This window comes from Pseudomonas sp. P5_A2_2 (assembly GCF_054177685.1).
Genome location: NZ_JBGCUL010000017.1, coordinates 1 through 26053 on the forward strand (window position 1 = coordinate 1; position 26053 = coordinate 26053).

Genomic DNA, 26053 nt, shown 5'->3' on the forward strand with positions numbered 1-26053 from the left:
CTCTTGGATACATTGATATCCGTCATTGTTAAATATCATATGAAAAAGGATTTTTCTGTGAGTCTTGTTGAAAATAATGCTGCGATAGCCCCGGGTGCCGACGGTGAGTTGGAAGATATCAATCCCATTGTCGAGGGTTATATGCCTGCTGATCCGGGAATGGCACCCCTGTCTTTTCAAGAGGCTGATTCTCCTGAGTGGATAGGCCTCAAACGATTTCAAGTCTTCTCGACTTCGGGCGGAAATACAATTTACGCCAATGGGTATCAGCAGTTGAAATTGATGGTAGTTGTGCAAGCTGTAGACGATGGGCAAAAGGTAGTAGGAATATCCCAACGCGAGTTCGACAGCATTCAACTGCTGGATGCCTATTCCAACAAAGCCCTGCCGATAGACAGCATTCGAGACGGCGAGGAACCGGCATGGAAGTGCACGCTGGAACGACGCTTACCCTACGAGCCGTTTCCTCACACGGGTGAACTGCATGGCCCGGTTGTGCGGGGGAAAGCCATCTTTCTCAAGGAGTTCTACGTCAGCAGCAACTCTCCCGAGCCCATCAAGCTGATTGCAGCCATTACCCGTTCGGACGGGGAGGCGTTCTATTCGGAAGAAGCCTCGGAATTCGGTGTAATAAACCTGAGGACCGTTCCACCGCCGATCTATCGAAAAGAACAGTTCAGGGTCAAACACCTATCCGGCCACTGGGAACCGACAGAGAACGTTGCCAAGGTCGATCGATATGTTCTGGACCTGTTAGTGGATCAGCACCATATAAAACTCGTCAATTGTTCGATTACCGGCGTGTTGCAGGCATGCAGTGAGCATCCCGACTATCTCGGGTATTACGCCGTTGGCTATTTTAAAGGGCTCAAGGCTAATCATGGCACGGAGGTGTTGTGGGAAACAGCCGATCAACTTGCGGCCCACCACGAAGAAAAAGGCAAAGTCACTTTTTTGATGCACTTTGCCAGAAAGGGCGGAACGTCCCAGGTTCGACATGATCGTTTATCGGTGAAGATGTTGGTTCGGGATATGTATGGGAACAGGCATGAAGTCGACGTCGCAATGAACACCCGAAACCCTTCGATGATCGAAGTTGTTTAATTTTACTGTGTCTGCAAAGTCAAGGAATGATGATGAGTACAGCAGTGCCAGAAGTGGAATCCAACGCATTCAATTTTTCTGAATTTATCCAGTCTGGAGTTGATGTCCGTACCGGATCTTATAGTACCAGCCTTAATCTCGCGGGGTGGGTAGCTAACAATATCAACGGTCCACAGATATCCTTTAGTATTTCATTCGATAGTTTCCGCACAACAGATCTCGGTTGGGGACGCGGCTGGTCATTGGGTTTGAGCTCCTACAATCGGAAGACCCGTAAACTGACCCTTGCAAGCGGAGTTTCTTATCGTGTCTACATCAGCCGAGGGCGGCTCGTCGTCAAGGATAAAAAGCTTCAAGACACCCGGGTCACGCTCGACGGCGACAATCTGGTTGTCAGCCATAAAAACGGTCTGATCGAGAGGTTGGTCAGGCCAGATGAAACGTATGACGAATGGCTGCCTGAACATGTTTACTCCAACGAAGGGCGCTCGATCAGTCTGAAATACATGTTGGTACGGGGCCGCCGTGTCCTGCACGAAATTCACGATCAGCAACACCGCGTCGTGGCCCTGAGTTATGAAACGAAAGATCAACCCGCCAGCATTACCGTATGGCCTGATCATCCGCAAAGACGCTTGAAGTTTGTTTTGCAGGTTCGCGATGGATGGCTCCGGCAGATTACCCTTGATCACGGTCCCGCCGAGCACCTTGCATGGTCATTCGATTACCAATTACTCAATGGCTTTCTGGTCATGACGGATATCCGCGCACCGGGTGGCAGTGTCGAGAGTATTGAGTACGCTCCTCAGAAGCATCGGTTACCGCTCGGGGCACCCATCAATGCTTTGCCGGCGGTGCGGCGCAGTGTTCTGGTGCCGGGTTCAGGGTTGCCGACGATCACCCGTGTCTATGAATACTCCGACAAAAATTTCCTCGGCTATCAATCGGGACTTCGTTGGGAGCAGGACGGGGACCATCTGCATGGGCACAAAGGGCCTTACACCTACTCCTGTACCGAACGCCTGGTTACGGGTGTGGGCGACAAGACAGTTGAACTGAGTCGCATCGAAAGAACCTACAACCGCTTCCACCTGATGATCTCGGAAAAGTGCGCTTCCAACGGGAAGGTGCAGCAAAGAACGATTACCTATCACGATGTTGACGGTCTGGACTTCTCCGATCAGCCCGCCCATTTTCAACTGCAGAAAACTTCTGTCGTCAGTTATGTCGATACTTCTACGAACGCCGCGCCCCGAACCGAAACCACGCATACGACCTATGATGAATCCGGCAATCTGCTAACGCAGATAAATCCGAGCGGAGCCCGGGAGGATTACGTCTATTACCCGGCAGAAGGTGCCGAGGGTTGCCCCCCCAACCCACTGGGTTTCATTACGGCATTGAAGGAGCGATCGGTCACGCCTTCCCCTGATTTTGCCCCGGCGCCGACGGTCATTGTCCGTTTTTCCTACATTGACTTGCCCTCCATGCGCGAAGACGGTCATCGGTTTTTGTTGCCTCAAAGCGAAAGGCTGTTTGAAGGAGGGAATGAAAAGCCATGCGTGGATACTCGATTCGAGTACATCGATGATGCCAGTGATGCGTTTTACGGACGCCTCAAGAGTCGCTCGCAAGCCGGGCACAACGGCAACCGCCGTCTCGAATTCAAATATTCAATTGATGGAGATCGGGTAGAAACCCTTCAACAATTGTACGTGGGTAGCGAAAGGCATGATCGCAAAGTCTGGCATGACCGATTTATCGGACAGGAAGTCAAGGCTCGGGATGGGGCCGGTAATGAGTTGTTGAAGAAGTACGACAATCTGAACCGTGTTGTTCGCGAGACAGCGGCATTCGATGGAACGGACATCGCGTCACGCATCACCGAATTCTACGGTGAAAGCCAGCCAGAGGACGGCGCAACCGTCGGCATCACCAGCATACGGGGTGTGCTGAGCAAGATTTGGCTCGACGGGGTCGGGCGCACGACCAAAGTCAAAGTTCAGGATGTCGATTCACCCGACAGACCATTACGTCTGACCTATGAGGCCCACTACGACAATTTTGGTCGACTGGTGAGCGAAGTCAGCCAGGACTGGTTCGATGACAAGGCCACTGCGTCAACCACGACCTACAGCCACGACGGCTGGGGGCGCGTATGCAGAACGGTAGGTCCTGATGGTGTCGCGGTGAACGATGTGTTTGACCCGGTTTCATTGACTCGAACATGCTGGTGCGACGGCGCTGGAAAAACCCGTTCTGTATTGAACGTGTTCGGTAAGCCAGATCGGGAAGAACGCATCGATTCCGAAGGTGTGGTCACTATTACCGCGACTTTTTCCTATGACGGACTTGGGCGTTGCCTGACGCAAACCAACGAGGCAGGATTCGAAACGAGCTTCCGATATGACCTTTTCGGTCGTCTGATCGAGACGACTCTGCCGGATGGTACTTCGATAAAAAAAAAGTATGACCCTCTGAGCACGGGTGATCATCCGATCGAAATCAGTGCCGATGACTACGTGTTGGGCACCCGGACTTATGACGGTTTGTTACGTGTCACCCGTACGACCGTCGGCGGCAGAACCGAAACAAGGACCTATGAGGGCGGTGGTGCTCAACCTTTGCAGCAAGTGACGGCGGCGGGCGATATTTTCAGGTTCACCCTTGATCCCATGCTCAACGGGGCAGTGACCGAGCGGATGGGCAGTCATGCTCAATCAGCCAGATATCGATTTGATCCATTGACCGGGCAACTCGTCGAAACCTCCAGCCCTGCCATTCAGCGCCGGTTTGAGTACTCCGGGTCGGGCAAAGAGAAGTCCCGGGAGTGGATCTCCAGCGAAGGCCGCTTCGGTACTGCCACTACCCGTTCATTGAATGGGCTGCCCATCAGCTTTACCGATGTTAATGGTGTAGAAACTACTTATATCCATGACGCTGCGGCGCGACCCATAGAAATTCAGCAGAGACCGGTTCTGGCGAAGTACGCCTACGGTGCCCAGGGCCAGTTGCTGACATTGAGTGTCGAGGACACCGCCTCGAAACGTTCGCTGACGACCACCTTGGTTCACGATGAGTTCGGTCGTGAGATTCAGCGTATTTCACAGTTCGGCGACGGATCTCGCCTGGAGGTCCTTCAAGAGTTTGGGGCCGATGACAAACTTCAGCAACGATCGCTGGTGTCCGGTGCGCAGTCACGTACAGAAACCTTCGCCTACGACAGGCGCGGGCGCCTGAAGCGCTATGACTGTGAGGGCACGCAGGCACCGATCGATGCCTGGGGAAAACGCATTGATTTTCAGGAATTTACCTACGACTACCTCGATAACCTGTTGACGGTGCGTACGGGTTTCGATGGGGAGGAGAACCTGTGCAGGTTTTTTTACGATCGTCCTGACAAAACCCAGTTGAGTTCACTGACTCACAGTCACGCGCACTATCAGCCCGGGCAAGTGAGCTTCGAATACGATGCCAACGGTAATCTGCTCAACGATAACCAAGGGCGCACGTTCAGGTATGACACTCTGAGCCGGCTCGAAAGTGTGGCCAGCGCTGGCGGTCGTGCGCATTATCAATTCGACGGCGAAGATCAATTGCATGCGGTGGCTGCCGAATCCGGAGAGCTGATCAGGTTTTTCTATAGCGAGCATGCGCTGTGCAGCGAAGTGGCGGGTAACCACCGACGCAGTCTGTTGTCAGGCGACGGCATGTCCTTGGCCGAGCAGCAAGGTGACGACGTTGTCTTGTTTGTCACGGATGGTCAGGGCACGGCCCTTGCGCGCCTTGGATCTCAAGACGAATCTGTTTTGTCTTGTCTTCCCTATGGTGATCGCCCCGCATCGAGCGGACTTGGTGCCCTGCTGGGGTTTCAGGGCGAGCGACTGGACCCGTCAACCGGGTGCTATCTGCTCGGCAGGGGTTATCGGGCCTACAACCCCCGATTGATGCGATTTCACAGCCCCGACAGTTGGAGCCCCTTTGAGGATGGCGGCATCAATGCCTATGCCTATTGTCTGGGAGATCCGGTCAATCTCAAGGATCCCACCGGGCATATCTCGACCTTGGGGTGGGTGAAAATCGGTGTGACCACCGCCCTGGCCGCCGCTGCGGTTGCCCTGACAGCCGTTACCTTGGGCGCAACCGCACCACTCGTATCGATCTCGGCTAACGCCGTCGCCTTGTTAACACTGGAGGCCATTTCCGCGACAGTTTCAGTTGCCTCGGCGGTTGTCGATGAACTGGCCCCGGATACCTTTGGCGCTCAGGTATTGACCTACTCGTCGATAGCGCTGGGAGTGGTGTCGCTCGGAGCCACCGCGGTTGCAAAAATTGCCAGTAAAGGCATTGGCTTTGCGTTGACGAAAAGTGTGAACTCCCTGGCGGACGTGGTGACTGCACAGGCGGGAGTCGCGCGCGTGACGGTGGGGCGGCGTCTATACGGCGCTGTTTCCACGGCAAATGAGGCATTGAGAAGTACAGTCAAATTGCAGAGCCGGCTCAACAACGTGTTGACGGCGAAATCGGTAATCAGTGGGGCGGGTATCGCTGCCAAAACAGCATTCGTGGTCGCGAATTCGGAAAAGTACGCGGCCAAAGCCGACGCGTTTCTTCAAGATTACTGGCCATCACTGGTCGAGGATTTCAGTGCTCAGAAGTTTCGAAGCGATGTGGTGGACGCTCTGGAGTCATTCACCCATGAGATTGGCGAGCAGATCGACACGCTGCGTGGCATTTGAGCAATGATGACCAGAGATTTGGATGCTTTCAAAATGGAATATCAACTTGAATAAAAGTTATTGTTCGGGAATAAAAAATCCCGGTATTGTCCGCATCACGCCAGCGATAGCACTTCACTGGCACTCGCGTTTTCAAGCCGTCGCCACAAGCGACTGTGATTTTCGATAAGGACACTGCATGAAAAAGGTTCTGTTGTTCACCGCACTGGCGGCTGCCCTGACCGCGGGCCTGGCCCAGGCTGGCGAGAAACTGGTGGTTGCCGCGACCCCGGTCCCACACGCCGAGATTCTCGAGCTGATCAAGCCAACCCTCGCCAAAGAAGGCGTGGACCTGGAAATCAAAGTCTTCACCGACTATGTTCAGCCGAACGTGCAGGTCGACCAGAAGCGTCTGGACGCCAACTACTTCCAGACCCTGCCGTACCTGAAGAGCTTCAACKAAGGTAAAGGCACTCACCTGGAAACCGTGATTGGCGTGCACGTTGAACCTTTCGGCGGTTACTCGAAGAAAGTCAAAACCCTGGCTGAGCTCAAGGATGGCGCGACCATCGCCATCCCGAACGAAGGCAGCAACAGCGGCCGTGCCCTGATCCTGCTGCAGAAGGCTGGCCTGATCGAGTTGAAAGACCCGAAAAACGCCGTGTCGACCCCGAAAGACATTGCCAGTAACCCGCACAACTTCAAGTTCAAAGAGCTTGAGTCCGCGATGTTGCCGCGTGTGCTGGATCAGGTCGACCTGGATATGATCAACACCAACTACGCGCTGGAAGCGGGCCTGAACCCGGCGAAAGACGCGCTGATCATTGAAGGTGCTGATTCGCCTTACGTGAACTACCTGGTGGCCCGTCCGGACAACAAGGACAGCGTTGCCATCCAGAAACTGGCCAAAGCCCTGACCAGCCCGGAAGTGAAAGCATTCATCGAGAAGAAGTACAGCGGCGCGGTACTGCCGGCGTTCTGATTCGCGAAGCAAGCCCCTTAGAGGTTTCAAACGCCGACGGCTGATTTAGCGTCGGCGTTTTTTATTGGACAATGGATTGCTCAGGCCGGCCTGGACTCCAGGGCCCTGCGCAACGCCATCAAGAGTTTCAGAATGTCCTGCGGATCCAGCCGTTGCGGCGGTTGTACGTCTGCCATTTTCTCGTCCTTGTGAGGTTTGGCCGGAAGTCTGGCCAAAAGTGGTTCGTCCCTGGAGCAGCGTTTCGAAAAAAAGATTTTTCCTACGGCGCAATGGGAAGTAGCTGTCCTCTCTTGTCTGGGCAAACCTGGGCGTCAGTTTTTTCCCGGCACTAACAGTTCTGCTAGGTGCCGACGCATTCAAGCAGGTGCAAACTGCTTCCTTCGCCGGGAGTCGACCCTCATGAGCGCATTGACTCGTCACCTCAATCGCTACCGCTATGATGCCCTGGACCGGCTGGTAGAGCTGGAGCTGTCGGAGCTGGAAAAACTGACCCGGTTCTACTGCGGCGAACATCTGGTGACGCAACTGAAAGGTCAGGGGGGGCACTGCGTGCTTCAACACGACAGGCAACTGCTGGCAGTGCAATCGTTTGACGGCGCCGAGTGCAACAGCCAGTTGCTGGTCACCAATCAGCAACGTTCGGTGTTGCGCATGGACGGTCCTGGCGGAGTTGTGCGGCAGGTCTACGCGCCCTACGGTCATCGGCGGGTCGAAAGTGGTCCCGGCAGTTTGCTGGGATTCRCCGGTGAAGCAGTCGATCCGGCCACCGGTCATTATCTGCTGGGTAACGGGCATCGGGCGTTCAATCCGGTACTGATGCGCTTCAACAGTCCTGACAGGTTGAGCCCGTTTGGGCGGGGTGGGTTGAATGCGTATGCGTATTGCCTGGGGGACCCTGTGAATTTCAGTGATCCGACGGGGCGGTTTGCCGACATTGCCCGGTTAATCACAAGTCTGTTGAGCGTGACGAACACAGGACTGGGCATGTCCCGTGTCATCCCCTCCTATAATTTGGCCAAGGACGCCTTGAGGTTGGGGGCTGTGACGAAGTTGCCGTTCAGACAGTCCGCTACGGCAGTCAGCACAGTAGTTGCCAGCGGTACGATACTCACCACAGGTCTGGTTGGGGTTGCCAGTGCCGTTGCAACGCTTGTCGATGAACCTGAGACAGCCAAAATACTGGGGTACGTCGCTTTAGGACTGACGGGGTTGGCGATTGCATCGAGAGGGGGTACTTACTGGGCCGCGAGCAAGCCTGGAACTGAAGCTGCCTTGATGCGTTTTGTGAAGAACAAGGGGCAACCAGTCGTTGCGACACCACCTGCTACACCCCGGCCTTCCATCGCGTCTTTGAGCGGTTCGACGCTGGCCCAAGTGCCTTCTGCACCGCCACTTAGGGCCATTGATGAAACACCTTTTGACTGGATGACACCAGAAATCGATGCTGCATTGAACAGACTGGGAGGTACGTCGCCTCGTAACTCCATGAGCATTATTCGTAATCCTTTAGCGCCATGAACATGCGTCACAGTTTACCTGACCTCAATCCGGCCAATACCACGCCGGCTCATCCAGCATCCGCTGCCCGACAATCCCGGTTTGCCCAAGGTTTTTCTCCAGAACGATGCAATTGCAATCCGGGTCCTGCTGCAACGCCGAAATCAACCGCCGGGCATGGGACACCACCCACACCTGGCAATGTTCTGAAGCGCGGATAATCAAGCGCGCCAACGCCGGCAGCAGATCCGGATGCAGACTGGTTTCCGGTTCGTTCAGCACCATCAGCGTCGGCGGCCGTGGCGTCAGCAGCGCGGCGACCAGCAGCAAATAGCGCAGTGTTCCGTCCGACAACTCGGCGGCGGACAACGGCCGCAACAAACCCTCCTGAAAGAATTCGATGGTGAAGCGCCCGCCCGGCAGCGGTTCGATGGCCAGCCTGGCGCCGGGAAACGCGTCGCTGATCGCGGCTCGCAATGCCTCGGGATCGCCGATTTCGATGATCGTCTGCAAGGCCGCCGCCAGGTCGCGTCCGTCGTGGTGCAGCACCGGCGTGCGGGTGCCCAGTTGCGGCTGGCGTACCGGGGCGTCGGCATCGCTGCGAAAGTGATCGTAAAAGCGCCAGCGGCGGATGAACTCGCGCATCTCCAGCACTTCTGGCGAACCGCGCAGGCTGCCGACCTGATCGAACAGACTGTCGAACATCGGCGTGTGCTGCGCCAGCACATCCCACTTGCGATCGGCGCGGGCACGGATCATTGGGCCGTCACGATCGACCAGCAGACTGGCCGGACGATAGAACGCTCCAGCCCAGAGGCATTCCCGTTTGATCTGCGGGTCGAGGCCGAAGCGTGAAGGTATGGGTAACGAGTGCTCGGGTAACATGAAATGACCGTTGGAGTCGGGTAACCCCAGGCTGATCGAGTAGCCAAAATCTTCCCCGGCAAACCCCAGCCGCAGGCGTTTGACGCCCTGGCGCACCGTGGCCTCGACGGGCACTTCGCCGTTGCGCATACGCCGGGTGATGGTTTCCGGGCCCGCCCAGAAGGTCGAATTCAGCCCACCTTCACGGGCCAGCGCATTGACCACGCCGCCCTGAGCGGTTTCCGCCAGCAGGCGCAGTGCACGGTAAAGGTTGGATTTACCGCTGCCATTAGGGCCGGTAATCAGATTCAGCCGGCCCAGCGGGATCACCAATTTGTTGATCGAGCGGTAATTGGCCACCGCAAGGGTCTTGAGCATATGGGTTCCTGGGGCGAGATCGAGCGGGCTCATTTTCAGGTACGTGCAGGCGTCTATGACACGTGTTTTTGGGGGAAAACGTTATGAATTGTTTCTTCATAAAGGGAGCGTGCGCAGTTGAAATCCTGTTCTAAGCTCTCTGTCGAGTTGTCCATAAAAAAGGCCAAGGAGATTGCATGGCGGTTCCCGGATTGAAAGTAGTCATGGCCTTGAGTGTCGTCACCCTGCTAACGGCCTGCGAGGAGAAAAAACCCGTGCAGGAATACCTGCCACGGGTGTTCGTGCAGGTCGTCAAGCCAGCGGATTACGCGGCCTCGGTCACCCTCACCGGTGATATCCAGGCGCGGGTACAGACGGAGCTGTCTTTCCGCGTCGGTGGCAAGATCATCCAGCGCTCGGTTGACGTCGGTGATCGCGTGACCGCCAAGCAAGTGCTCGCCCGGCTCGACCCCAAGGATCTGCAGACCAATGTCGACTCGGCCCAGGCACAAGTGGTCGCCGAACAGGCGCGGGTGAAGCAGAGCGCGCTGGCGTTCGTACGTCAGCAAAAACTCTTGCCCAAGGGCTACACCAGCCAGAGCGAATATGACTCGGCCGAGGCCGCCTTGCACAGCAGCCAGAGCGCCCTGAGCGCTGCTCAGGCGCAGTTGGCCAATGCCAGGGATCAGTTGAGCTATACGGCGCTGATTGCCGATGCGCCGGGGATCATTACCGAGCGTCAGGCGGAAGTCGGCCAGGTGGTGCAGGCGACGATGCCGATCTTCAGCCTGGCCCGGGACGGCGACCGGGATGCGGTGTTCAATGTCTATGAATCGCTGCTGGCCGAGAAGCCGCGAGATCACACCATTGTCCTCAGCTTGCTCGACAACCCTGCGATCAAAACCACCGGCACCGTACGCGAAATCACCCCGTCGGTGTCGGCGCAATCCGGAACCGTGCAGGTCAAGGTCGGCCTCGACAAACTGCCCGACGGCATGCAGTTGGGTTCGGTGGTGAGTGCCACGGCCAGGGGATCGGGCAAATCGGTCATCGAGTTGCCGTGGTCGGCGCTGACCAAAAACATCAGCAGTCCTGCTGTCTGGATTGTCGACGACAAGGGCAAGGCGCAATTGCATTCGGTGACGGTCAGCCGCTACCTGACCGGCAAGGTCATCATCAGCGACGGGTTGAAGGACGGGGACAAAGTCATCATCGCGGGCGGACAACTCTTGCACCCGGACATGGAAGTCGAGATTGCCGAAAACACTTACAAGGATCTGACGTGGGGAGCAAAGCCATGAAGCCTTTATGGGCGTTGTCCATCGGGCTGGTGCTGAGCGCCTGTTCCAAGAGCGAACCACCGCCGGCGCCGGTACGGCCAGTGCTGTCGATCAAGGTCCAGGCCTTGAGCGAAGAGGACCTGGGCCGCTTCGCCGGCAGTATCCAGGCACGCTTTGAAAGCAATACCGGGTTTCGCGTGGGCGGGCGAATCGCCAGTCGTAACGTCGATGTCGGCACCGAGGTCGAGAAGGGCACATTGCTCGCCACCCTCGATCCTTCAGATCAACAGAACCAATTGCGCTCGGCCCAGGGCGATCTGGCGAAAATCCAGGCGCAACTGATCAACGCCAAGGCCACTGCCCAGCGTCAGCAAGCGTTGTTTGACCGCGGGGTCGGCGCGCAAGCGCAACTCGACGAGGCCAACACGGACCTGAAAACCACCCAGGCCTCCCTCGATCAGGCCCGGGCAGCCGTCAACCAGAGCAAGGACCAACTGGGCTACACCGAGTTGCGCGTCGACCATAAAGCCGTAGTCACCGCGTGGAGCGCCGAGGCCGGGCAAGTGGTGACGGCCGGTCAGCAAGTGGTGACCCTGGCGCAACCGGACATCAAGGAAGCGGTGATCGACCTGCCGGATACCCTGGTCGATCAACTGCCCAGCGATGTGGTGTTCCTGGTCGCCGCGCAACTTAATCCGAGCATCAACACCACCGCCATCATCCGTGAAATCGAACCTCAGGCCCAAAGCGCCACGCGCACCCGTCGCGCCCGCCTGACCCTGGCCGAAACGCCACAGGGCTTCCGCTTGGGTACGGCCATCAGCGTCACCCTGAGYTCGGCGATCAAGCCGCGCATCGAGTTGCCTGTCACCGCGCTGCAGGAGGTCGATGGCAAACCACGCATCTGGGTGATCGATGCACAGAGTAAAACCGTCTCCCCCCGTGACGTCACCGTGATCAGCCGCACCGAAAGCACCGTGGTGCTGGCCGACGGCGTGAAGAACGGCGAGCGGGTGGTCAGTGCCGGTGTGAACAGCCTCAAACCGGGGCAACAAGTGAAATTCGACGAGGACAGTCAATGAAAGGGCCTTTCAACCTCTCGGAATGGGCCCTCAAGCATCAGTCGTTCATCTGGTATCTGATGTTCGTTGCGTTGCTGATGGGTGTGTTCTCGTACTTCAACCTGGGGCGCGAAGAAGACCCTTCGTTCACCATCAAAACCATGGTGATCCAGAGCAAATGGCCGGGGGCGACCCAGGAGGAAACCCTCAAGCAGATCACTGACCGGATCGAGAAAAAGCTCGAAGAGCTCGACTCCCTCGACTACGTGAAAAGCTACACGCGCCCCGGTGAGTCGACGGTGTACGTGTACCTGCGCGACACCACCAGTGCCAAGGACATTCCGGAAATCTGGTACCAGGTGCGCAAGAAGATCAACGACATCAAATACCAGTTCCCGCAGGGTATACAGGGGCCGTCGTTCAACGACGAGTTCGGTGACGTCTTCGGGTCGATCTACGCCTTTACCGCCGACGGCCTGACCTTGCGTCAGTTGCGCGACTACGTGGAACAGGCGCGCATGGAAATTCGCGGCGTGCCGGGGCTGGGCAAGATCGAGATGGTCGGCCAGCAGGACGAGGTGCTGTACCTGAACTTCTCCACGCGCAAACTCGCAGCGCTGGGCATCGATCAGCGTCAGGTGGTGCAGAGCCTGCAAACYCAGAACGCCGTGACCCCGGCAGGTGTCATCGAGGCCGGGCCGGAGCGGATTTCGGTGCGCACTTCAGGGAAGTTCGCTTCGGAGAAAGACCTGGCCGAGGTCAACCTCAAGCTCAACGACCGCTACTATCGTCTGGCCGACATTGCCGAAATCAGTCGCGGCTATGTCGATCCGGCCTCGCCGGAATTTCGCTACAACGGTAAACAGGCCATCGGCCTGGCGATTGCCATGCAGAAGGGTGGCAACGTCCAGGCGTTCGGCAAGGCTTTGCACGAGCGTATCGAACAACTGACCGCCGACCTGCCGGTGGGTGTTGGCATCTACAACGTCTCGGATCAGGCCGTGGTGGTGGAAGAGGCCGTCGGCGGCTTTACCCGTGCGCTGTTCGAAGCGGTGATCATCGTGCTGGTGGTTAGCTTCATCAGCCTCGGTGTGCGTGCCGGGCTGGTGGTGGCGTGCTCGATCCCGTTGGTGCTGGCGTTGGTCTTCGTGTTCATGGAGTTCAGCGGCATTACCATGCAGCGGATCTCCCTTGGCGCACTGATCATTTCCCTCGGCCTGATGGTGGACGACGCGATGATCACCGTGGAAATGATGGTTACCCGTCTGGAGTTGGGCGAGACCAAGGAGCAGGCGGCGACCTTCGCCTACACCTCCACGGCGTTCCCGATGCTTACCGGTACACTGGTGACGGTGGCGGGCTTCGTGCCGATCGGCTTGAACGCCAGCTCCGCCGGTGAATACACCTACACCCTGTTTGCGGTGATTGCCTGTGCGATGCTGGTGTCATGGGTGGTGGCGGTGCTGTTTGCGCCGGTGATTGGCGTGCACATCCTCAGCACCAACGTGAAACCCCACGAAGGCGAACCCGGGCGCATCGGCAAGGCGTTCAACGGCGGGCTGCTATGGTGCATGCGCAATCGCTGGTGGGCCATTGGCATCACCGTGCTGTGCTTTGTACTGGCGGTGTTCAGCATGCGCTATGTGCAGAACCAGTTCTTCCCGTCTTCGGATCGACCAGAAATCCTGGTGGACCTGAACCTGCCGCAAAACGCCTCGCTCGACGAAACCCGCCGGGCGGTCGATAGACTCGAGGCCACGCTCAAGGACGATCCGGACATCGTGCGCTGGAGCACCTACGTCGGTCAGGGTGCCATCCGCTTCTATCTGCCACTGGACCAGCAACTGCAAAACCCGTTCTACGCGCAGTTGGTGATCGTCAGCAAAGGCCATACCCGCGAGGCCATGATGCAGAAGCTTCGCGAGCGCTTGCGCAACGACTTCGTCGGCATCGGCAGTTATGTCCAGGCACTGGAAATGGGCCCACCGGTGGGGCGTCCGATCCAGTACCGGGTCAGCGGCAAAGACGTCGACCAGGTGCGCCGGCATGCCATCGACCTGGCCACGGAGCTGGACAAGAACCCGCACGTTGGTGAGATCATCTACGACTGGAATGAACCGGGCAAAGTCCTGCGCATCGACATCGCCCAGGACAAGGCGCGGCAGTTGGGGTTGTCTTCCGAGGATGTGGCTAACCTGATGAACGGCATCGTCAGTGGCCAGGCGGTGACCCAGGTCGACGACGACATCTATCTGATCAACGTAGTCGGTCGTGCAGTKGACTCCGAACGTGGTACGCCGGAAACCCTGCAGAACTTGCAGATCGTCACGCCGAGCGGCACCTCGATTCCGCTGCTGGCGTTCGCCACCGTGCGCTACGAACTGGAGCAGCCGCTGGTGTGGCGTCGCGATCGCCTGCCGACTATCACCATCAAGGCGGCGATACGCGACGAGATCCAGCCGACGGACCTGGTGAAAATCCTCAAGCCGTCCATCGATGCCTTTGCCGCCAAGCTGCCGCCCGGGTACAAGGTCGCCACCGGCGGTACAGTGGAGGAGAGCGGCAAGGCCCAAGGGCCGATTGCCAAGGTTGTGCCGTTGATGCTGTTCTTGATGGCCACATTCCTGATGATCCAGTTGCACAGCGTGCAGAAGATGTTCCTGGTCGCCAGCGTCGCGCCACTGGGCTTGATCGGCGTGGTGCTGGCGTTGGTGCCAACCGGAACGCCAATGGGCTTCGTGGCGATCCTGGGGATTCTGGCGCTGATCGGTATCATCATCCGTAACACGGTGATTCTGGTGACCCAGATCGATGAGTACGAGAATAAAGGCTATGAGCCGTGGGACGCGGTGGTCGAGGCCACTGAACACCGACGCCGGCCGATCCTGCTGACGGCAGCCGCCGCGAGCCTGGGGATGATTCCGATTGCGCGGGAAGTGTTCTGGGGGCCGATGGCTTACGCGATGATCGGCGGGATTGTCATCGCCACCTTGCTGACGCTGCTGTTTTTGCCGGCGCTGTATGTGGCTTGGTACAAGATTCGCGAGCCGAAGAAGGAGGCTGTTTAAAAGGCGAGCGCTTCGCGCTCATCGCGAGCAAGCTCGCTCCCACAGGGATTGCGCTGAACCCTGTGGGAGCGGGCTTGCCCGCGAAGACGTCAGTACAACCACCGCACATTTGCGGGCTTTACGCCTTACGCCAGACACTCGCCAACCAAGGCTGCTGCTCCCGCGGCAGTCCGGCCGGCCGGTAGTAATGCTCCAGCTCGACAAACCCCGCCTCGATCAACAAATGCTGCCAGGCCGCCAGGTCGTGATACGACCCATAACGCGCCCCGTTCCAGCCTTCCTGATTCTCGCCACGGGGATTGGAACTGAACAACACCCCACCCGGTTTCAGCGCTCCCCACAATTGTTTCAACACCCGTGGTAATTCCTGACGCGGGACATGAAACAGCACTGCGTTGGCAAAGATCCCGTCGAAACGCTCGGCCGGCAGATCAAGCTTCAGGAAATCCTGCTGCCACACCTCGCACCCGCTGTCCTCACGGGCCATCTGCGCGAGTTTTTCCGAACCGTCCAGGCCGATCGCCTTGTGGCCCATGCGGGTGAAGGTTTGCAAATCCCGACCAGGCCCGCAGCCAAAATCGAGAATGTCGAAAGGCGCCTCGCCCTGAATGTGCCGCAGCAGGGCATCGATGTTCTGGCTGACGTCGTGATCGCGCGTGCCTTCACGAAAGTCCTCGGCGACCGCGTTGTAATGGCCGAGGGTCGTGGAGGTGATCTGTTCAAGGTCGTCGGGTGTTTGCTTCATGGTCGGCTGCGCAGGCAATTTGGATTCACCGAATATACGCCATGGCGCCGGGGGCTGCTGCGCAGCCCATCGCGAGCAGGCTCGCTCCTACAGGTATCCGCGGTCAACTGTGGGAGCGAGCTTGCTCGCGATGGCGGTGGCACTGACAACAGATGGCTTAGCCCTTTTTCATCCCCAGACATTCAATGGAGTGATCCACCATCGCCTTGGCAATCTCCAGCAAATGCCAGATCGAGTACACCATCGCCCGGTCGGCGCCCTTGAGTTGATCGCCACACTGATACGCCGTGACCGAAGCGCAGCGCAGCAGGTCGGCGACATAGAGCTGGGTGTCTTCAAAGCTCACGTCTTTGCTGACGTTGTAGAAGCGCATTTCATCGGTTGGTGCGGGTTGCTTGCCGGTGAGGTAGAAATCGATTGCACGGTAGAGCGCTGAACGATCTTTGAGAGGGTCTTCAGTGGCAGTTTCGTTGGTGGGATTTTCGGAAGGTGGATCGGGAACGGATTTCTTCATTGGTAAAACTCCTGAGCATAAATTGGAGCCAACCGATATCGCGACTAAACGAACAGGGGGTGGCGGCTGCACACAGGTTAGTCGACCGGCCGCCAGGCAAAACCGGCGCACCACGAGGGTGCCCTGCGCACAGCCACCATAAAATTCAGGCAATAAAAAACACCTGACAAAAGGTGACGCTGTGCGCCCGACGCGGATCCGGGCGACTAAACCCGATCACTGATGAGCAGTGACGGACCGAGACTAGCCACCGGATTTGGCAGGCGCAAGCGAGCGAAATGATCTAGGAAACGTCCTGCAAAGGAAAGGGAACAGGCCTTCGGAATCGCTGATTTTCCTGTGCGAAATATCGACAGGATCTTCACTTACCGCTTGTTCAACCCCCGCGCCAACCGATCCCCGCCCAACTGAATCACCGCCACCAGCGCCACCAGCAACACAATCACTGTCAACATGATCTGGCTATCAAACCGCTGATACCCATACCGATAGGCAATGTCCCCCAACCCACCCGCGCCAATCGCCCCGGCCATGGCCGACGAGTTGATCATCGTCACCAGGGTAATGGTGAACCCGCCGACAATCCCCGGCAGTGCTTCCGGCAACAACACATGCCAGACGATGTGCCAGCGCCGGCAGCCCATGGCTTGCGCTGCTTCGATCAAACCGTGGTCGACCTCGCGCAAGCTGACCTCGGCAATGCGCGCAAAGAACGGCGTAGCCGCGATGGTCAGTGGCACCACGGCAGCCCAGACGCCGTAAGTGGTGCCGACGATCAAGCGCGTGAACGGAATCAATGCCACCATCAAAATCAAGAAAGGAACCGAGCGGAACAGGTTCACGAACGCACCCAGTGCACGGTTCAGCGCCGGGGCTTCGTAGATGCCGCCCCTGGAGCTGGTGACCAATATCACGGCCAGCGGAATACCCGCCAACAGTGCGATCAGCGACGACACGCCGACCATCAAAAACGTGTCGATGAAACCCTGCAGCAAGCGATCAAACCACATAGCCCAGTACCTCCACCTGTTGCGCCCAATGGCCGGCGCGTTGACGCAATTGCTCGGCACCGAGAGATGAGCCTGTCACTGCCAACAGCAGTTGCCCAAGCGCATGACCCTGAATCCGTTCCACGCCACCCTGCAGCAATCGCACACGGCCTCCGAGGGCGCTGAACAGTGCCGCCAGGTCCGGTTCGTCGCGTTGGCTGCCGGTGAACTGCAAGCGCAGGACCACGGCGGCGTCCGAAGAGTTTGGCTGCGCCTGCAAACGGCTTTGCAGCTCTTCCGGCAATGCGTATTGCAACGGCGCCAGCAGCGTCTTGCTGACCTCATGCTGTGGATTGCCGAAGACTTCCCACACCGGCCCTTGTTCGACGATGCGCCCGTGTTCCAGCACCACGACCCGATCACAGATCTCACGGATCACCGCCCTCTCGTGGGTGATCAGCACAATSGTCAGGCCCAGGCGTTGATTGATCTCGCGCAGCAGGCCGAGAATCGATTGCGTGGTCTCCGGATCCAGTGCCGAGGTGGCTTCGTCGCACAGCAGAATTTCCGGGTCATGCACCAGCGCCCGGGCAATGCCTACACGCTGTTTCTGCCCGCCGGACAACTGCGCCGGGTAAGCCTTGTATTTGGCCTGCAAGCCCACCAGTTCCAGCAGTTCACGGACTTTCTGTTCGCGTTTTTCCTTCGGCACACCAGCGACTTTCAATGGCAGTTCGACGTTTTGCCAAACGGTCTTGGCCGACATCAGATTGAAGTGCTGGAAGATCATGCCGATGCGCCGACGTAGCGTCACCAGGCGGTCTTCGTCGAACTCGCCGATGTCCACTTGATCGATCAGCACCCGGCCGCTGCTCGGCTGTTCCAGGCGATTGATGGTGCGGATCAATGACGACTTGCCGGCGCCGCTGCGACCGATGATGCCGAACACTTCGCCACGCTGGATTGCCAGGTCGATGCCGTGCAGGGCGGCCACCGGGCCTTGCTGGCCGTTGTAGGTTTTACCCAGGCCGATGAAGCGGACGTGGGCATGGTTGAGTTCGGGATGCAGCTCAGTGCGCTCGGCGCTTTGCGGCTCTGGAATCTCCAGTCGCCGTTGGATGGCGGCGGTCATGTTCAGCTTTCCCAACCGGCTTGATAGAGCTTGCCGTGAGCTTTATCCAGCGCGGCGCGCACAGCGGGTGAGTGTTGGTAGATGTCGACGAACTTGATCAGGCGCGGGTCGGTTTTGCTCTTGGGCTGGATCACGAACTGAATCACGTACTCCTTGTGATCAAGGCCGTCGAACAGCAGCGCGGAGCCCGCATCGAAGGTTTTCGACAAGCGAATGTAGGCCGGGTAGCCCTGTACCAGATCGGCATCGTCATAGGCGCGTACCAGTTGCACGGCTTCGACCTGGAGAATCTTGATGTGCTTCGGGTTGGCGATGATGTCTTCTTCGGTGGCCTTGTAGCCGACGCCGGGCTTGAGGGTGATCAGACCTGCCTTGGCCAGCAGCTGCAAGCCACGACCACTGTTGATCGGGTCATTGGCGATTGCCACGCTGGCGCCTTGGGGCAGTTCGTCGAAGCTTTTGTATTTCTTCGAGTAGAGGCCGACGTTGTTGATGATGCCCGGCGCGAACGGCACCAGGTCGAAACCCGAGGCGGCCTTGGCGTTTTCCAGGAACGGGATGTGCTGGAAGTAGTTCACGTCGATGTCGCCAGCGGCGAGGCTGACGTTCGGCGCGATCCAGTCGCTGAACTCCACCAGCTCGACTTTCAGGCCTTGTTTGCCGGCTTCTTCGACGGCGGCTTCAAGGGGAATGGCGAATGCAGCGGTGGTGCCGATTTTCAGCGGCGCGTCGGCGGCGAAGGTCACCGAGCTGAACAGGCCGAGGGCCAGGGCCAGTGCTTTGACTGGGTGGGAGAGGTAGTGCTTTTTCATGATGAGTTATCCAGTCAGTGCATTGATTTTTTAGTGTCTGGTCGGGCCTCATCGCGAGCAAGCTCGCTCCCACAGTGGATCTCGGGTGTTCACAAACCCCCTGTGGGAGCGAGCTTGCTCGCGATGCTTTTAGCGTCGGAAAGCCGAGCCGGTGTGCTGCTGAGGCAGATGCGCCTCCCGCTTAAACAGCTTTTCGCGCAAGGTGCCATTGTCATAAGCCGTCTTGTACGAGCCTCGCCGTTGCAACTCGGGAATCACCAGTTCGATGAAATCCTCATAGCTTTCCGGCGTGACGATGCGGGTCAGGTTGAAGCCATCCAGCCCGGTTTCGGCGATCCAGGATTCGAGCTCATCCGCCACTTGCTGCGGTGAGCCGACCACGGTGATGTAGCGACCGCCGAGGGCGTGTTGCTCCAGCAGTTTGCGTCGGGTCCAGTCGTTGTTTTGCAAGTGTTTGGTGGCGGACTGGATCGCGTTGCTTTTCACGTACTGGATCGGCTCGTCGATTTCATATTGGGAAAAATCGATCCCGGTGGACGCCGAAAAGTGCGCCACACCGGCCTCGGCACTGGCGTAGCTCAGGTATTCGGCGTGCTTGGCCCAGGCCAGCTCCTCGGTGGCACCGACGATCACGTTCAGGCCCATGAACACCTTGATGTCCTCGGGATTGCGCCCGGCGGAGGCGGCGCTGGCGCGCACCTTGTCCACCTGCTTCTTGGTCGATGCCTTGGTCTGTCCACTGATGAACACGCACTCGGCATGTCGCCCGGCGAACAGCAAACCACGATCCGAACTGCCGGCCTGGAACAGCACCGGTGTGCGCTGTGGCGAGGGTTCACAGAGGTGATAACCCTCGACCTGATAGAACTCGCCCTTGTGCTCGACCTTGTGCACTTTCTCCGGCTGCGCGTAGATCCGCTGCTGCGGATCGTTGAGCACCGCGCCGTTCTCCCAACTGCCTTCCAGGAGTTTGTAGAGCACCTCCAGGTACTCATCGGCCTGGTCATAACGGCGGTCATGCTCGACCTGTTCGCTCAGGCCCATGGCCTTGGCAGCGCTGTCGAGATAGCCGGTGACGATGTTCCAGCCAACCCGCCCACGGCTCAGGTGATCCAGCGTCGACAGGCGTCGAGCGAACAGGTACGGCGCTTCGTAGGTGAGGTTGGCGGTCAGGCCGAAACCGAGGTTTTTCGTCACCGCGGCCATGGCCGACACGAGCAACAGCGGGTCGTTGACCGGCAACTGGATCGACTCTTTCAACGGCACATCCACCGAATGCTGATAGACGTCGTAGACCCCGACGATGTCGGCGATGAACAGGCCGTCGAACAGCCCGCGCTCCAGCAGTTGCGCCAGTTCGGTCCAGTATTCGATCGTGTTGTAGCGGGTGGACGTGTCACGCGGATGCGTCCACAGGCCATGGTTGATGTGCCCGATGCAGTTCATGTTGAACGCGTTGAGCAGGATTTTCTTTTTCGCGGCGGTCATCAAATGGTCCCCCGCAGCGGCGGGTTTTCATCATTGAGGTAGTAATTGCCGACGGCGTGGTACTTCCAGCGCACCGGATCGTGCAGGGTATGCACCCGGGCGTTGCGCCAGTGGCGGTCGAGGCCGTGTTCGATCAGGGTCGCCTGGCTGCCGGCCAGTTCGAACAGTGTGCTGCCGGCGGCCAGGGAGATTTCGGTGCTGAGGGCACGGGCTTCGGCGACGGCAATCGACGCGGCCGCGACGGTCTCGGCATGCGTGTCGGCCTGGGCCTTGTCGAGGAATTCACCGGCACGTTCCAGCAGTGCCTCGGCAGCGTGCAGGCGAATGCTCAAGTGGCCGAAGCTCTTGAGGGTCAGCGGATCGTCCGTGGCTTTTTCGTGAGTGGCGTCGATCCACGGCCGGGTTTTGGTGCGCACGAAGTGCAGCGCATCTTCATAGGCGGCGCGGGCGATGCCGGTGTCGATGGCGGCGTGGAGAATCTGCGCCAGCGGGCCGACCGGGGTCGGACGCTCGAAGGCACTTTGAAACGGGATTACATCTTCGGCCGCGACGTAGACGTCTTCGAACACTACTGAGCCGCTGCCGGTGGTGCGCTGGCCGAAGCCGCTCCAATCGTCAATTACGGTGAGGCCCTTGCTGTTGTGCGGGACGAACGCCAGTTGTTGCACGCCGTTTTCATCCACCACCGAGGTGGGAATGCGCTGGGCGTAGATCGCGCCGGTGGCGTAGAACTTGCGACCATTGATGCGATAGCCGCTGGCGTCGCGAGTCAGGCTGGTGACGCGATCGTGTGCGGTTTTGGTGCCGAGTTCGGCCAACGCATTGCCGAAGCGCTGACCGGCCAATACTTCGGCGTACAGGCGTTGCTTCTGCTCGTGGCTGCCGTTCACCCGCAGTACTTCGAGGGCATAGAAATGATTCTGCGGGATCTGCCCCAGGGAACCGTCGGCCCGGGCAATCAAGGCGATGACCTTGGCCAGGGTGACGTTGGAAACACCGGCGCCACCGTATTCCTTCGGCACGCTGATGCCCCACAGGCCCGAGCGGGAAAACACTTCCAGTTCCGGGTGTGGCAAGCGGCGTTCGCGGTCGCGTGTGGCGCTGTCGCGTTTGAAGTCTTCGGCAAGGTCGCTGGCGACGATCAGGGCTTGCTCATCGCTGGTGATGACCGCGATGTGGTGAGAACTTGTCATGTGTTTCTCCAGAGCTCTGGTAAAAAGTGTTCTGGTCGTCAGATCCAGGAATGGCGATTAGGCAGCGTGCCGTTGAGGCGATAGGCACCGATGGCGTGGTACTTCCAGCGCACCGGATCGTGCAGCGTGTGCACCCGGGCGTTGCGCCAGTGGCGGTCGAGGTTGAATTCGGCGAGGGTCGCGCGGCTGCCGGCCAGTTCGAGCAGCTTTTCGCTGGCCAGCAACGAAATCTCGGTGGTCAGCACTTTGGCTTCGGCCACGGCAATCGAGGCGCGAGCGGCGGACTCGGCGGTGAATGGTGCGGCGCTGACGTCATCGAGCACTTGCCCGGCCTTGCGCAGCAGCGCTTCGGCGGCGTGCAATTCGATTTTCAACCTGCCGATATCGGCGATCACGTAAAGGTCATCGCTGGCCCGTTCGACCTTGGCGTCGATCCATGGCCGGGCGCGGGTTTTCACGAAGTCGATGGCGTCGTCGATGGCGCCTCGGGCGATACCGGCGTCGATGGCCGCTTGAATCAGTTGCGAGACGGCACCCTGGATGTTCGGCGTGTCGTTGATCCGCCAGTTATCCACCACCAGTTCGGGATCGACCTGCACGTTGTTAAGCAAAATCGTGCCGCTGGCGGTGGTGCGCTGACCAAAACCGGACCAGTCATCGACGATGCGCAATCCCGGTGTGCCGCGACGGATGAACGCCAGCACTTGCTTGCCGTCATCGTTCAACGCTTTGACCGCGACCCAATGGGCGAACAGTGCACCAGTGGAATAGAACTTCTGGCCATTGAGGATGCCGTCAGCGGTGATGCGCGCCTTCAGTTCCAGGGTGTTTCTGGTGCCGCGTTCAGGCCCGGCATTACCGATGCGCCAGCCCTCGAGGACGCTTTTGAACAGCTGTTTTTTCTGCACTTCGGTGGCGCTGCCGAGCACCAGATTAAGAATGCCGAACTGGTTTTGCGGGATTTGTCCGAGTGCCGGGTCGGCCGCGGAAATGATCGCGAAGACCTCGGCCAGGGTGACAAACGAAACCTGCGGGCCACCGTACTCGCGGGGGATGGAAATGCTGCCCAGGCCGCTGCGGGTGAACAATTCGATTTCCGACCATGGCAACTTGCGCTGCTGGTCGCGTCTGGCCGCTTGCAGGCGGGCGACTTGCGCCAGCTCGTGGGCGGCGCTCAGGGCTTGAGCATCGTTGCGCAAGACTTGCGCGGGCAACAACAATGGGGCGACGTCCACATCACTCTGGACGATTGCATCTGCCAGACTGGACATCAGTGCCACTCCTTGGCTGCACGCAATGCCCTGGCGGTCTGCACTGGGGTGATTGTGTTCCGGACCATACCTACCTCACATCTTATGGAAGCGCCGCTTGTGGCCGCGCATGAAAACAAGAATGTCCGGTGGTCCGGTTTATATACCCTAAACGTGTATAAATATTTTATGAACTAACTTTTAGGAATATGCATAGAAGGGCGTTCTCGGGGTAGAACGCAATCCCTGTGGCGAGGGGGCGGTCCGACAAGCCCCCACGCCACAAAAATATGGTGGGCACAGTCACTGCCGTCACTGTCTGCAGGGTTCAGCGGCCTTGAGGTGCTGTTTCTTCGGGACTTTCAGATAAGGATTGGCGCAACCGATCTTCAGCGTCCGTGCCGGTGCCCAGCGGGAGTTGTTGCCTACCCGGTCCAGGATGCAGTAAGTCACTTCCARCCGCAGGTCTTCACCGGCTTCGAGGATGATGGCTGCAGGTATCCAGACCTGAATCGGCTGACCCACATCAGCGGACTTGAGCCGTGGCAGGTCCATGCGCACATCGCCCCAGCGCAGGGTGATCTCGTCGTCGACAGCCATGTTCAGGTACGGCTCGATGGTCAACGGCACACCGCGTTTGATCTGATTCGGGTTGACCCCTTGGCGGCGAATTGCCTCGGGAATGCTCACTGGTGCCAGGCACTGGTTTTCATCGCCGCACAGCGCGGAGGGTTGGCCGCCTGGGCAGTCGAGTTTGATCTGCACGTTTCGGCTGGCCGATACCGCCGGACCACGGCCAACTTGCATGACCCGGTAGTGAATGCGGGAGGTACCGTTGGTGACAAAACTTTCAGGCACCCGCAACTGCACCGGTTGGCCGACATCGCTGGCCGTCAGCACGCAGGAGGCCACGTAGCAGTTGTCCCAGAACAGTTCGATCAGGTCGCCTTCGTCCATGGCGGGGTAGGGCGCTACCTCGATCAGCAGGTGAGCCGCGCAAGTGACGTTGATGCCGGTCTTGTTGGATTGCGCCAGGGTCGGGGCTACAAGCCCGGATTTGTTCGAGGTGCTTTTCATAAAGTCTCCTTGAAGTCTTGCAACGATGTCCGTTTCTGGAAAATCAAAAACTAAATATCGAACAGCAAAACCGTTCATTACTTTGAATTGAAATAATGATTGAGCGTGACGAGTGTCGCTGATTGGAGACTAGATAAGAGTTCTTTATAACCAGTGTCAATGAGATTTGTTAGTTGTGGGTGGTGTTTGATGCTATTCAGAAAGTTCCTACGGTGACAAGTAAGTAAACCATGTCGCCGAGTCGACTTTATCCGCTTAAAGCCGCGCTATGGGGTCGTGTCGTGGCAAATGGTCGGTCATTCCATGCGACAGGCGACCGAACGAAATAACGCGATTTAATTATTGCGAAGCTTATATATGTACCGCACGCGCTTACAAAGCAGGCGTGTCGAATATATAAGTTTAGTTTGATATTGCTGAGGTGTTTTTTTCAGAGGGTGTCACTTCCATCCATGGAAGTTTACCGTTGCTGCGCAGGTTTGTTAGTTGTGAGCGTTATTCAAAAACTTGCTCAGGAACTGCTTGGTTCGCTCTTCTTTCGGGTTGGCAAACAACGCCTTGGCTTCGCCTTGCTCGACGATCACGCCCTTGTCGAAAAACACCACACGGTTGGCCACGTCCCGGGCAAAGCCCATTTCGTGTGTAACGATCACCATGGTGCGCTTCTCTTCGGCCAGGCCGCGGATGGTCGCCAGCACCTCGCCCACCAGTTCCGGGTCGAGAGCCGAGGTCGGCTCATCGAACAGGATCACTTCCGGTTCCATCGCCAGTGCCCGGGCGATCGCCACGCGCTGTTGCTGGCCACCGGAGAGACGACGCGGGTAAGCGTCTTCCTTGCCCGCCAGACCGACCTTTGCCAACAGTTTTTTACCCAGGGCAACGGCGTCGGCGTGCGGGGTCTTCTTGACCACGATCGGGCCTTCGATGACGTTTTCCAGCGCCGTGCGATGGGGGAACAGGTTGAAGTTCTGGAACACGAAACCTACGTGCTGGCGCAAACGCCGCACCAGGCTCTGCTGCTGGTTCAGGGGACGGCTGGTATCGACTTCGATATCGCCGACCTTGATCCGGCCGCTGGTGGGTTCTTCCAGAAAATTCAGGCAGCGCAGGAAGGTGGTCTTGCCCGAACCACTCGGGCCGATGATTGCCACCACCTCGCCTTCCCTGACCTCAAGATCGATGCCGTTGAGCACGACTTGACCCTTGAACTGCTTTGTCAGTTTTTCCACGACAATCATTGGGTCAGGACTCCTGGTCGTGCCGATTGACCCGCGCTTCCAACTGGTTCTGCAGGTGCGAAAGCACCGTGGCCAGGACCCAGTAGATCAGTGCGGCGGCAAGATACATGGTGAAGATTTCGAAGGTGCGAGCGGTGATCAGCTGCGCCTGACGGAACAGTTCCGGCACCTGGATGGTGGCGGCCAGCGCGGTGTCCTTGACCAGCGAAATGAAGCTGTTGCCCAGCGGCGGCAATGCGGTGCGCATCGCCTGCGGCAGGATGGCCCGGCGCAGGGTCTGCGCGCGGGTCATGCCGATACTGGCAGCCGCCTCCCACTGGCCGCGCTCGATGGAGCTGATCGCGGCACGCAGGATTTCACAGGCGTAGGCGGCCATGTTCAGCGAGAAGCCGATCAGGGCCGCCGGCAGCGGATCGAGTTCCAGACCCAATTGCGGCAAGCCGTAATAGATTACAAACAGTTGCACCAGCAACGGCGTGCCGCGAAAGAACGACACGTACATGCGGGCGATCCAGCTGACCAGTTTGAAGCGCGACAGGCGCATCAGCGCCAGGCCGAACCCCATCACCAGACCGAAGAACATCCCGCCCAGGCTGAGGATCACCGTGTAGTACGCGCCCTTGAGCAGAAAGGGCACGGAGTCCAGTGCGAGTTGGAAAGCTTCTCCCATTATTGAGTGACATC

At 58.4% G+C, this 26053-nt stretch carries 19 protein-coding genes; 7 read left to right on the forward strand and 12 right to left on the reverse strand.

Going from position 1 to position 26053, the window contains the following annotated elements; all coding sequences use genetic code 11:
- The 4 genes from ACXRVY_RS03895 to ACXRVY_RS03910 all read left to right on the forward strand — a co-directional run.
- Positions 1 to 1104 (forward strand): hypothetical protein (locus ACXRVY_RS03895; protein WP_458237041.1); only part of this gene is annotated, 1104 nt, incomplete at its 5' end.
- Between the two features lie 32 nt (positions 1105 to 1136).
- Positions 1137 to 5843, forward strand: a complete 4707-nt coding sequence (locus ACXRVY_RS03900; RefSeq protein WP_223462697.1) for an RHS repeat domain-containing protein — start codon at positions 1137 to 1139, stop codon at positions 5841 to 5843.
- Between the two features lie 178 nt (positions 5844 to 6021).
- Positions 6022 to 6804 (forward strand): MetQ/NlpA family ABC transporter substrate-binding protein, encoded by a 783-nt coding sequence (locus tag ACXRVY_RS03905; protein WP_458237042.1) that lies wholly within the window; start codon positions 6022 to 6024, stop codon positions 6802 to 6804.
- Between the two features lie 399 nt (positions 6805 to 7203).
- Positions 7204 to 8322, forward strand: a complete 1119-nt coding sequence (locus ACXRVY_RS03910; RefSeq protein ID WP_458237043.1) for an RHS repeat-associated core domain-containing protein — start codon at positions 7204 to 7206, stop codon at positions 8320 to 8322.
- A gap of 24 nt (positions 8323 to 8346) precedes the next feature.
- Here ACXRVY_RS03910 and ACXRVY_RS03915 read toward each other — a convergent pair whose 3' ends face one another.
- Positions 8347 to 9543 carry an AAA family ATPase gene (locus ACXRVY_RS03915; RefSeq protein WP_223462700.1) on the reverse strand — a complete coding sequence of 399 codons (1197 nt, stop codon included), beginning with the start codon at positions 9541 to 9543 and terminating at the stop codon, positions 8347 to 8349.
- A gap of 176 nt (positions 9544 to 9719) precedes the next feature.
- On the opposite strand from ACXRVY_RS03915, the gene ACXRVY_RS03920 reads away from it, so the two are divergent.
- The 3 genes from ACXRVY_RS03920 to ACXRVY_RS03930 are packed head-to-tail and all read left to right on the forward strand — an operon-like array spanning position 9720 to position 14931.
- Positions 9720 to 10823, forward strand: coding sequence for an efflux RND transporter periplasmic adaptor subunit (locus ACXRVY_RS03920; protein WP_223462701.1), 1104 nt, complete (start codon positions 9720 to 9722; stop codon positions 10821 to 10823).
- Complete coding sequence (locus ACXRVY_RS03925; RefSeq protein ID WP_223462702.1) at positions 10820 to 11884, forward strand: efflux RND transporter periplasmic adaptor subunit; 1065 nt, start codon at positions 10820 to 10822, stop codon at positions 11882 to 11884. Before ACXRVY_RS03920 ends, ACXRVY_RS03925 begins: the two co-directional genes overlap by 4 nt.
- On the forward strand, positions 11881 to 14931 hold the full coding sequence (locus tag ACXRVY_RS03930; RefSeq protein WP_223462703.1) for an efflux RND transporter permease subunit: 3051 nt from the start codon (positions 11881 to 11883) through the stop codon (positions 14929 to 14931). The genes ACXRVY_RS03925 and ACXRVY_RS03930 overlap by 4 nt, the downstream gene beginning before the upstream one ends.
- A 118-nt stretch (positions 14932 to 15049) precedes the next feature.
- Here ACXRVY_RS03930 and ACXRVY_RS03935 read toward each other — a convergent pair whose 3' ends face one another.
- From ACXRVY_RS03935 to tcyL, 11 genes are all read right to left on the reverse strand, one after another.
- Entirely contained in the window at positions 15050 to 15676 is a 627-nt protein-coding gene (locus ACXRVY_RS03935) for a class I SAM-dependent methyltransferase (protein ID WP_223462704.1), read from the reverse strand.
- Between the two features lie 157 nt (positions 15677 to 15833).
- Positions 15834 to 16190 (reverse strand): DUF6124 family protein, encoded by a 357-nt coding sequence (locus ACXRVY_RS03940; RefSeq protein ID WP_223462705.1) that lies wholly within the window; start codon positions 16188 to 16190, stop codon positions 15834 to 15836.
- Positions 16191 to 16555: 365 nt separating this feature from the next.
- Positions 16556 to 17200: a methionine ABC transporter permease gene (locus ACXRVY_RS03945; RefSeq protein WP_108216106.1), complete on the reverse strand. Its 645-nt coding sequence runs from the start codon at positions 17198 to 17200 to the stop codon at positions 16556 to 16558.
- Positions 17190 to 18311, reverse strand: coding sequence for a methionine ABC transporter ATP-binding protein (locus tag ACXRVY_RS03950; protein WP_458237044.1), 1122 nt, complete (start codon positions 18309 to 18311; stop codon positions 17190 to 17192). Before ACXRVY_RS03950 ends, ACXRVY_RS03945 begins: the two co-directional genes overlap by 11 nt.
- 2 nt (positions 18312 to 18313) lie before the next feature.
- Complete coding sequence (locus tag ACXRVY_RS03955; protein ID WP_223462707.1) at positions 18314 to 19123, reverse strand: MetQ/NlpA family ABC transporter substrate-binding protein; 810 nt, start codon at positions 19121 to 19123, stop codon at positions 18314 to 18316.
- Between the two features lie 129 nt (positions 19124 to 19252).
- Positions 19253 to 20611: an LLM class flavin-dependent oxidoreductase gene (locus tag ACXRVY_RS03960; RefSeq protein WP_223462708.1), complete on the reverse strand. Its 1359-nt coding sequence runs from the start codon at positions 20609 to 20611 to the stop codon at positions 19253 to 19255.
- A complete protein-coding gene (locus ACXRVY_RS03965) occupies positions 20611 to 21804 on the reverse strand; it encodes an SfnB family sulfur acquisition oxidoreductase (RefSeq protein ID WP_223462709.1) in 1194 nt (397 codons plus the stop codon). The genes ACXRVY_RS03960 and ACXRVY_RS03965 overlap by 1 nt, the downstream gene beginning before the upstream one ends.
- A 38-nt stretch (positions 21805 to 21842) precedes the next feature.
- Positions 21843 to 23075: an SfnB family sulfur acquisition oxidoreductase gene (locus tag ACXRVY_RS03970; RefSeq protein WP_223462710.1), complete on the reverse strand. Its 1233-nt coding sequence runs from the start codon at positions 23073 to 23075 to the stop codon at positions 21843 to 21845.
- Between the two features lie 291 nt (positions 23076 to 23366).
- Positions 23367 to 24131 (reverse strand): hypothetical protein, encoded by a 765-nt coding sequence (locus ACXRVY_RS03975; RefSeq protein WP_223462711.1) that lies wholly within the window; start codon positions 24129 to 24131, stop codon positions 23367 to 23369.
- 482 nt (positions 24132 to 24613) lie between these two features.
- On the reverse strand, positions 24614 to 25369 hold the full coding sequence (gene tcyN, locus ACXRVY_RS03980) for an L-cystine ABC transporter ATP-binding protein TcyN (RefSeq protein WP_223462712.1): 756 nt from the start codon (positions 25367 to 25369) through the stop codon (positions 24614 to 24616).
- A 4-nt stretch (positions 25370 to 25373) separates the two neighbouring features.
- Positions 25374 to 26039: a cystine ABC transporter permease gene (tcyL, locus tag ACXRVY_RS03985; RefSeq protein WP_223462713.1), complete on the reverse strand. Its 666-nt coding sequence runs from the start codon at positions 26037 to 26039 to the stop codon at positions 25374 to 25376.
- Positions 26040 to 26053: the final 14 nt, after the last annotated feature.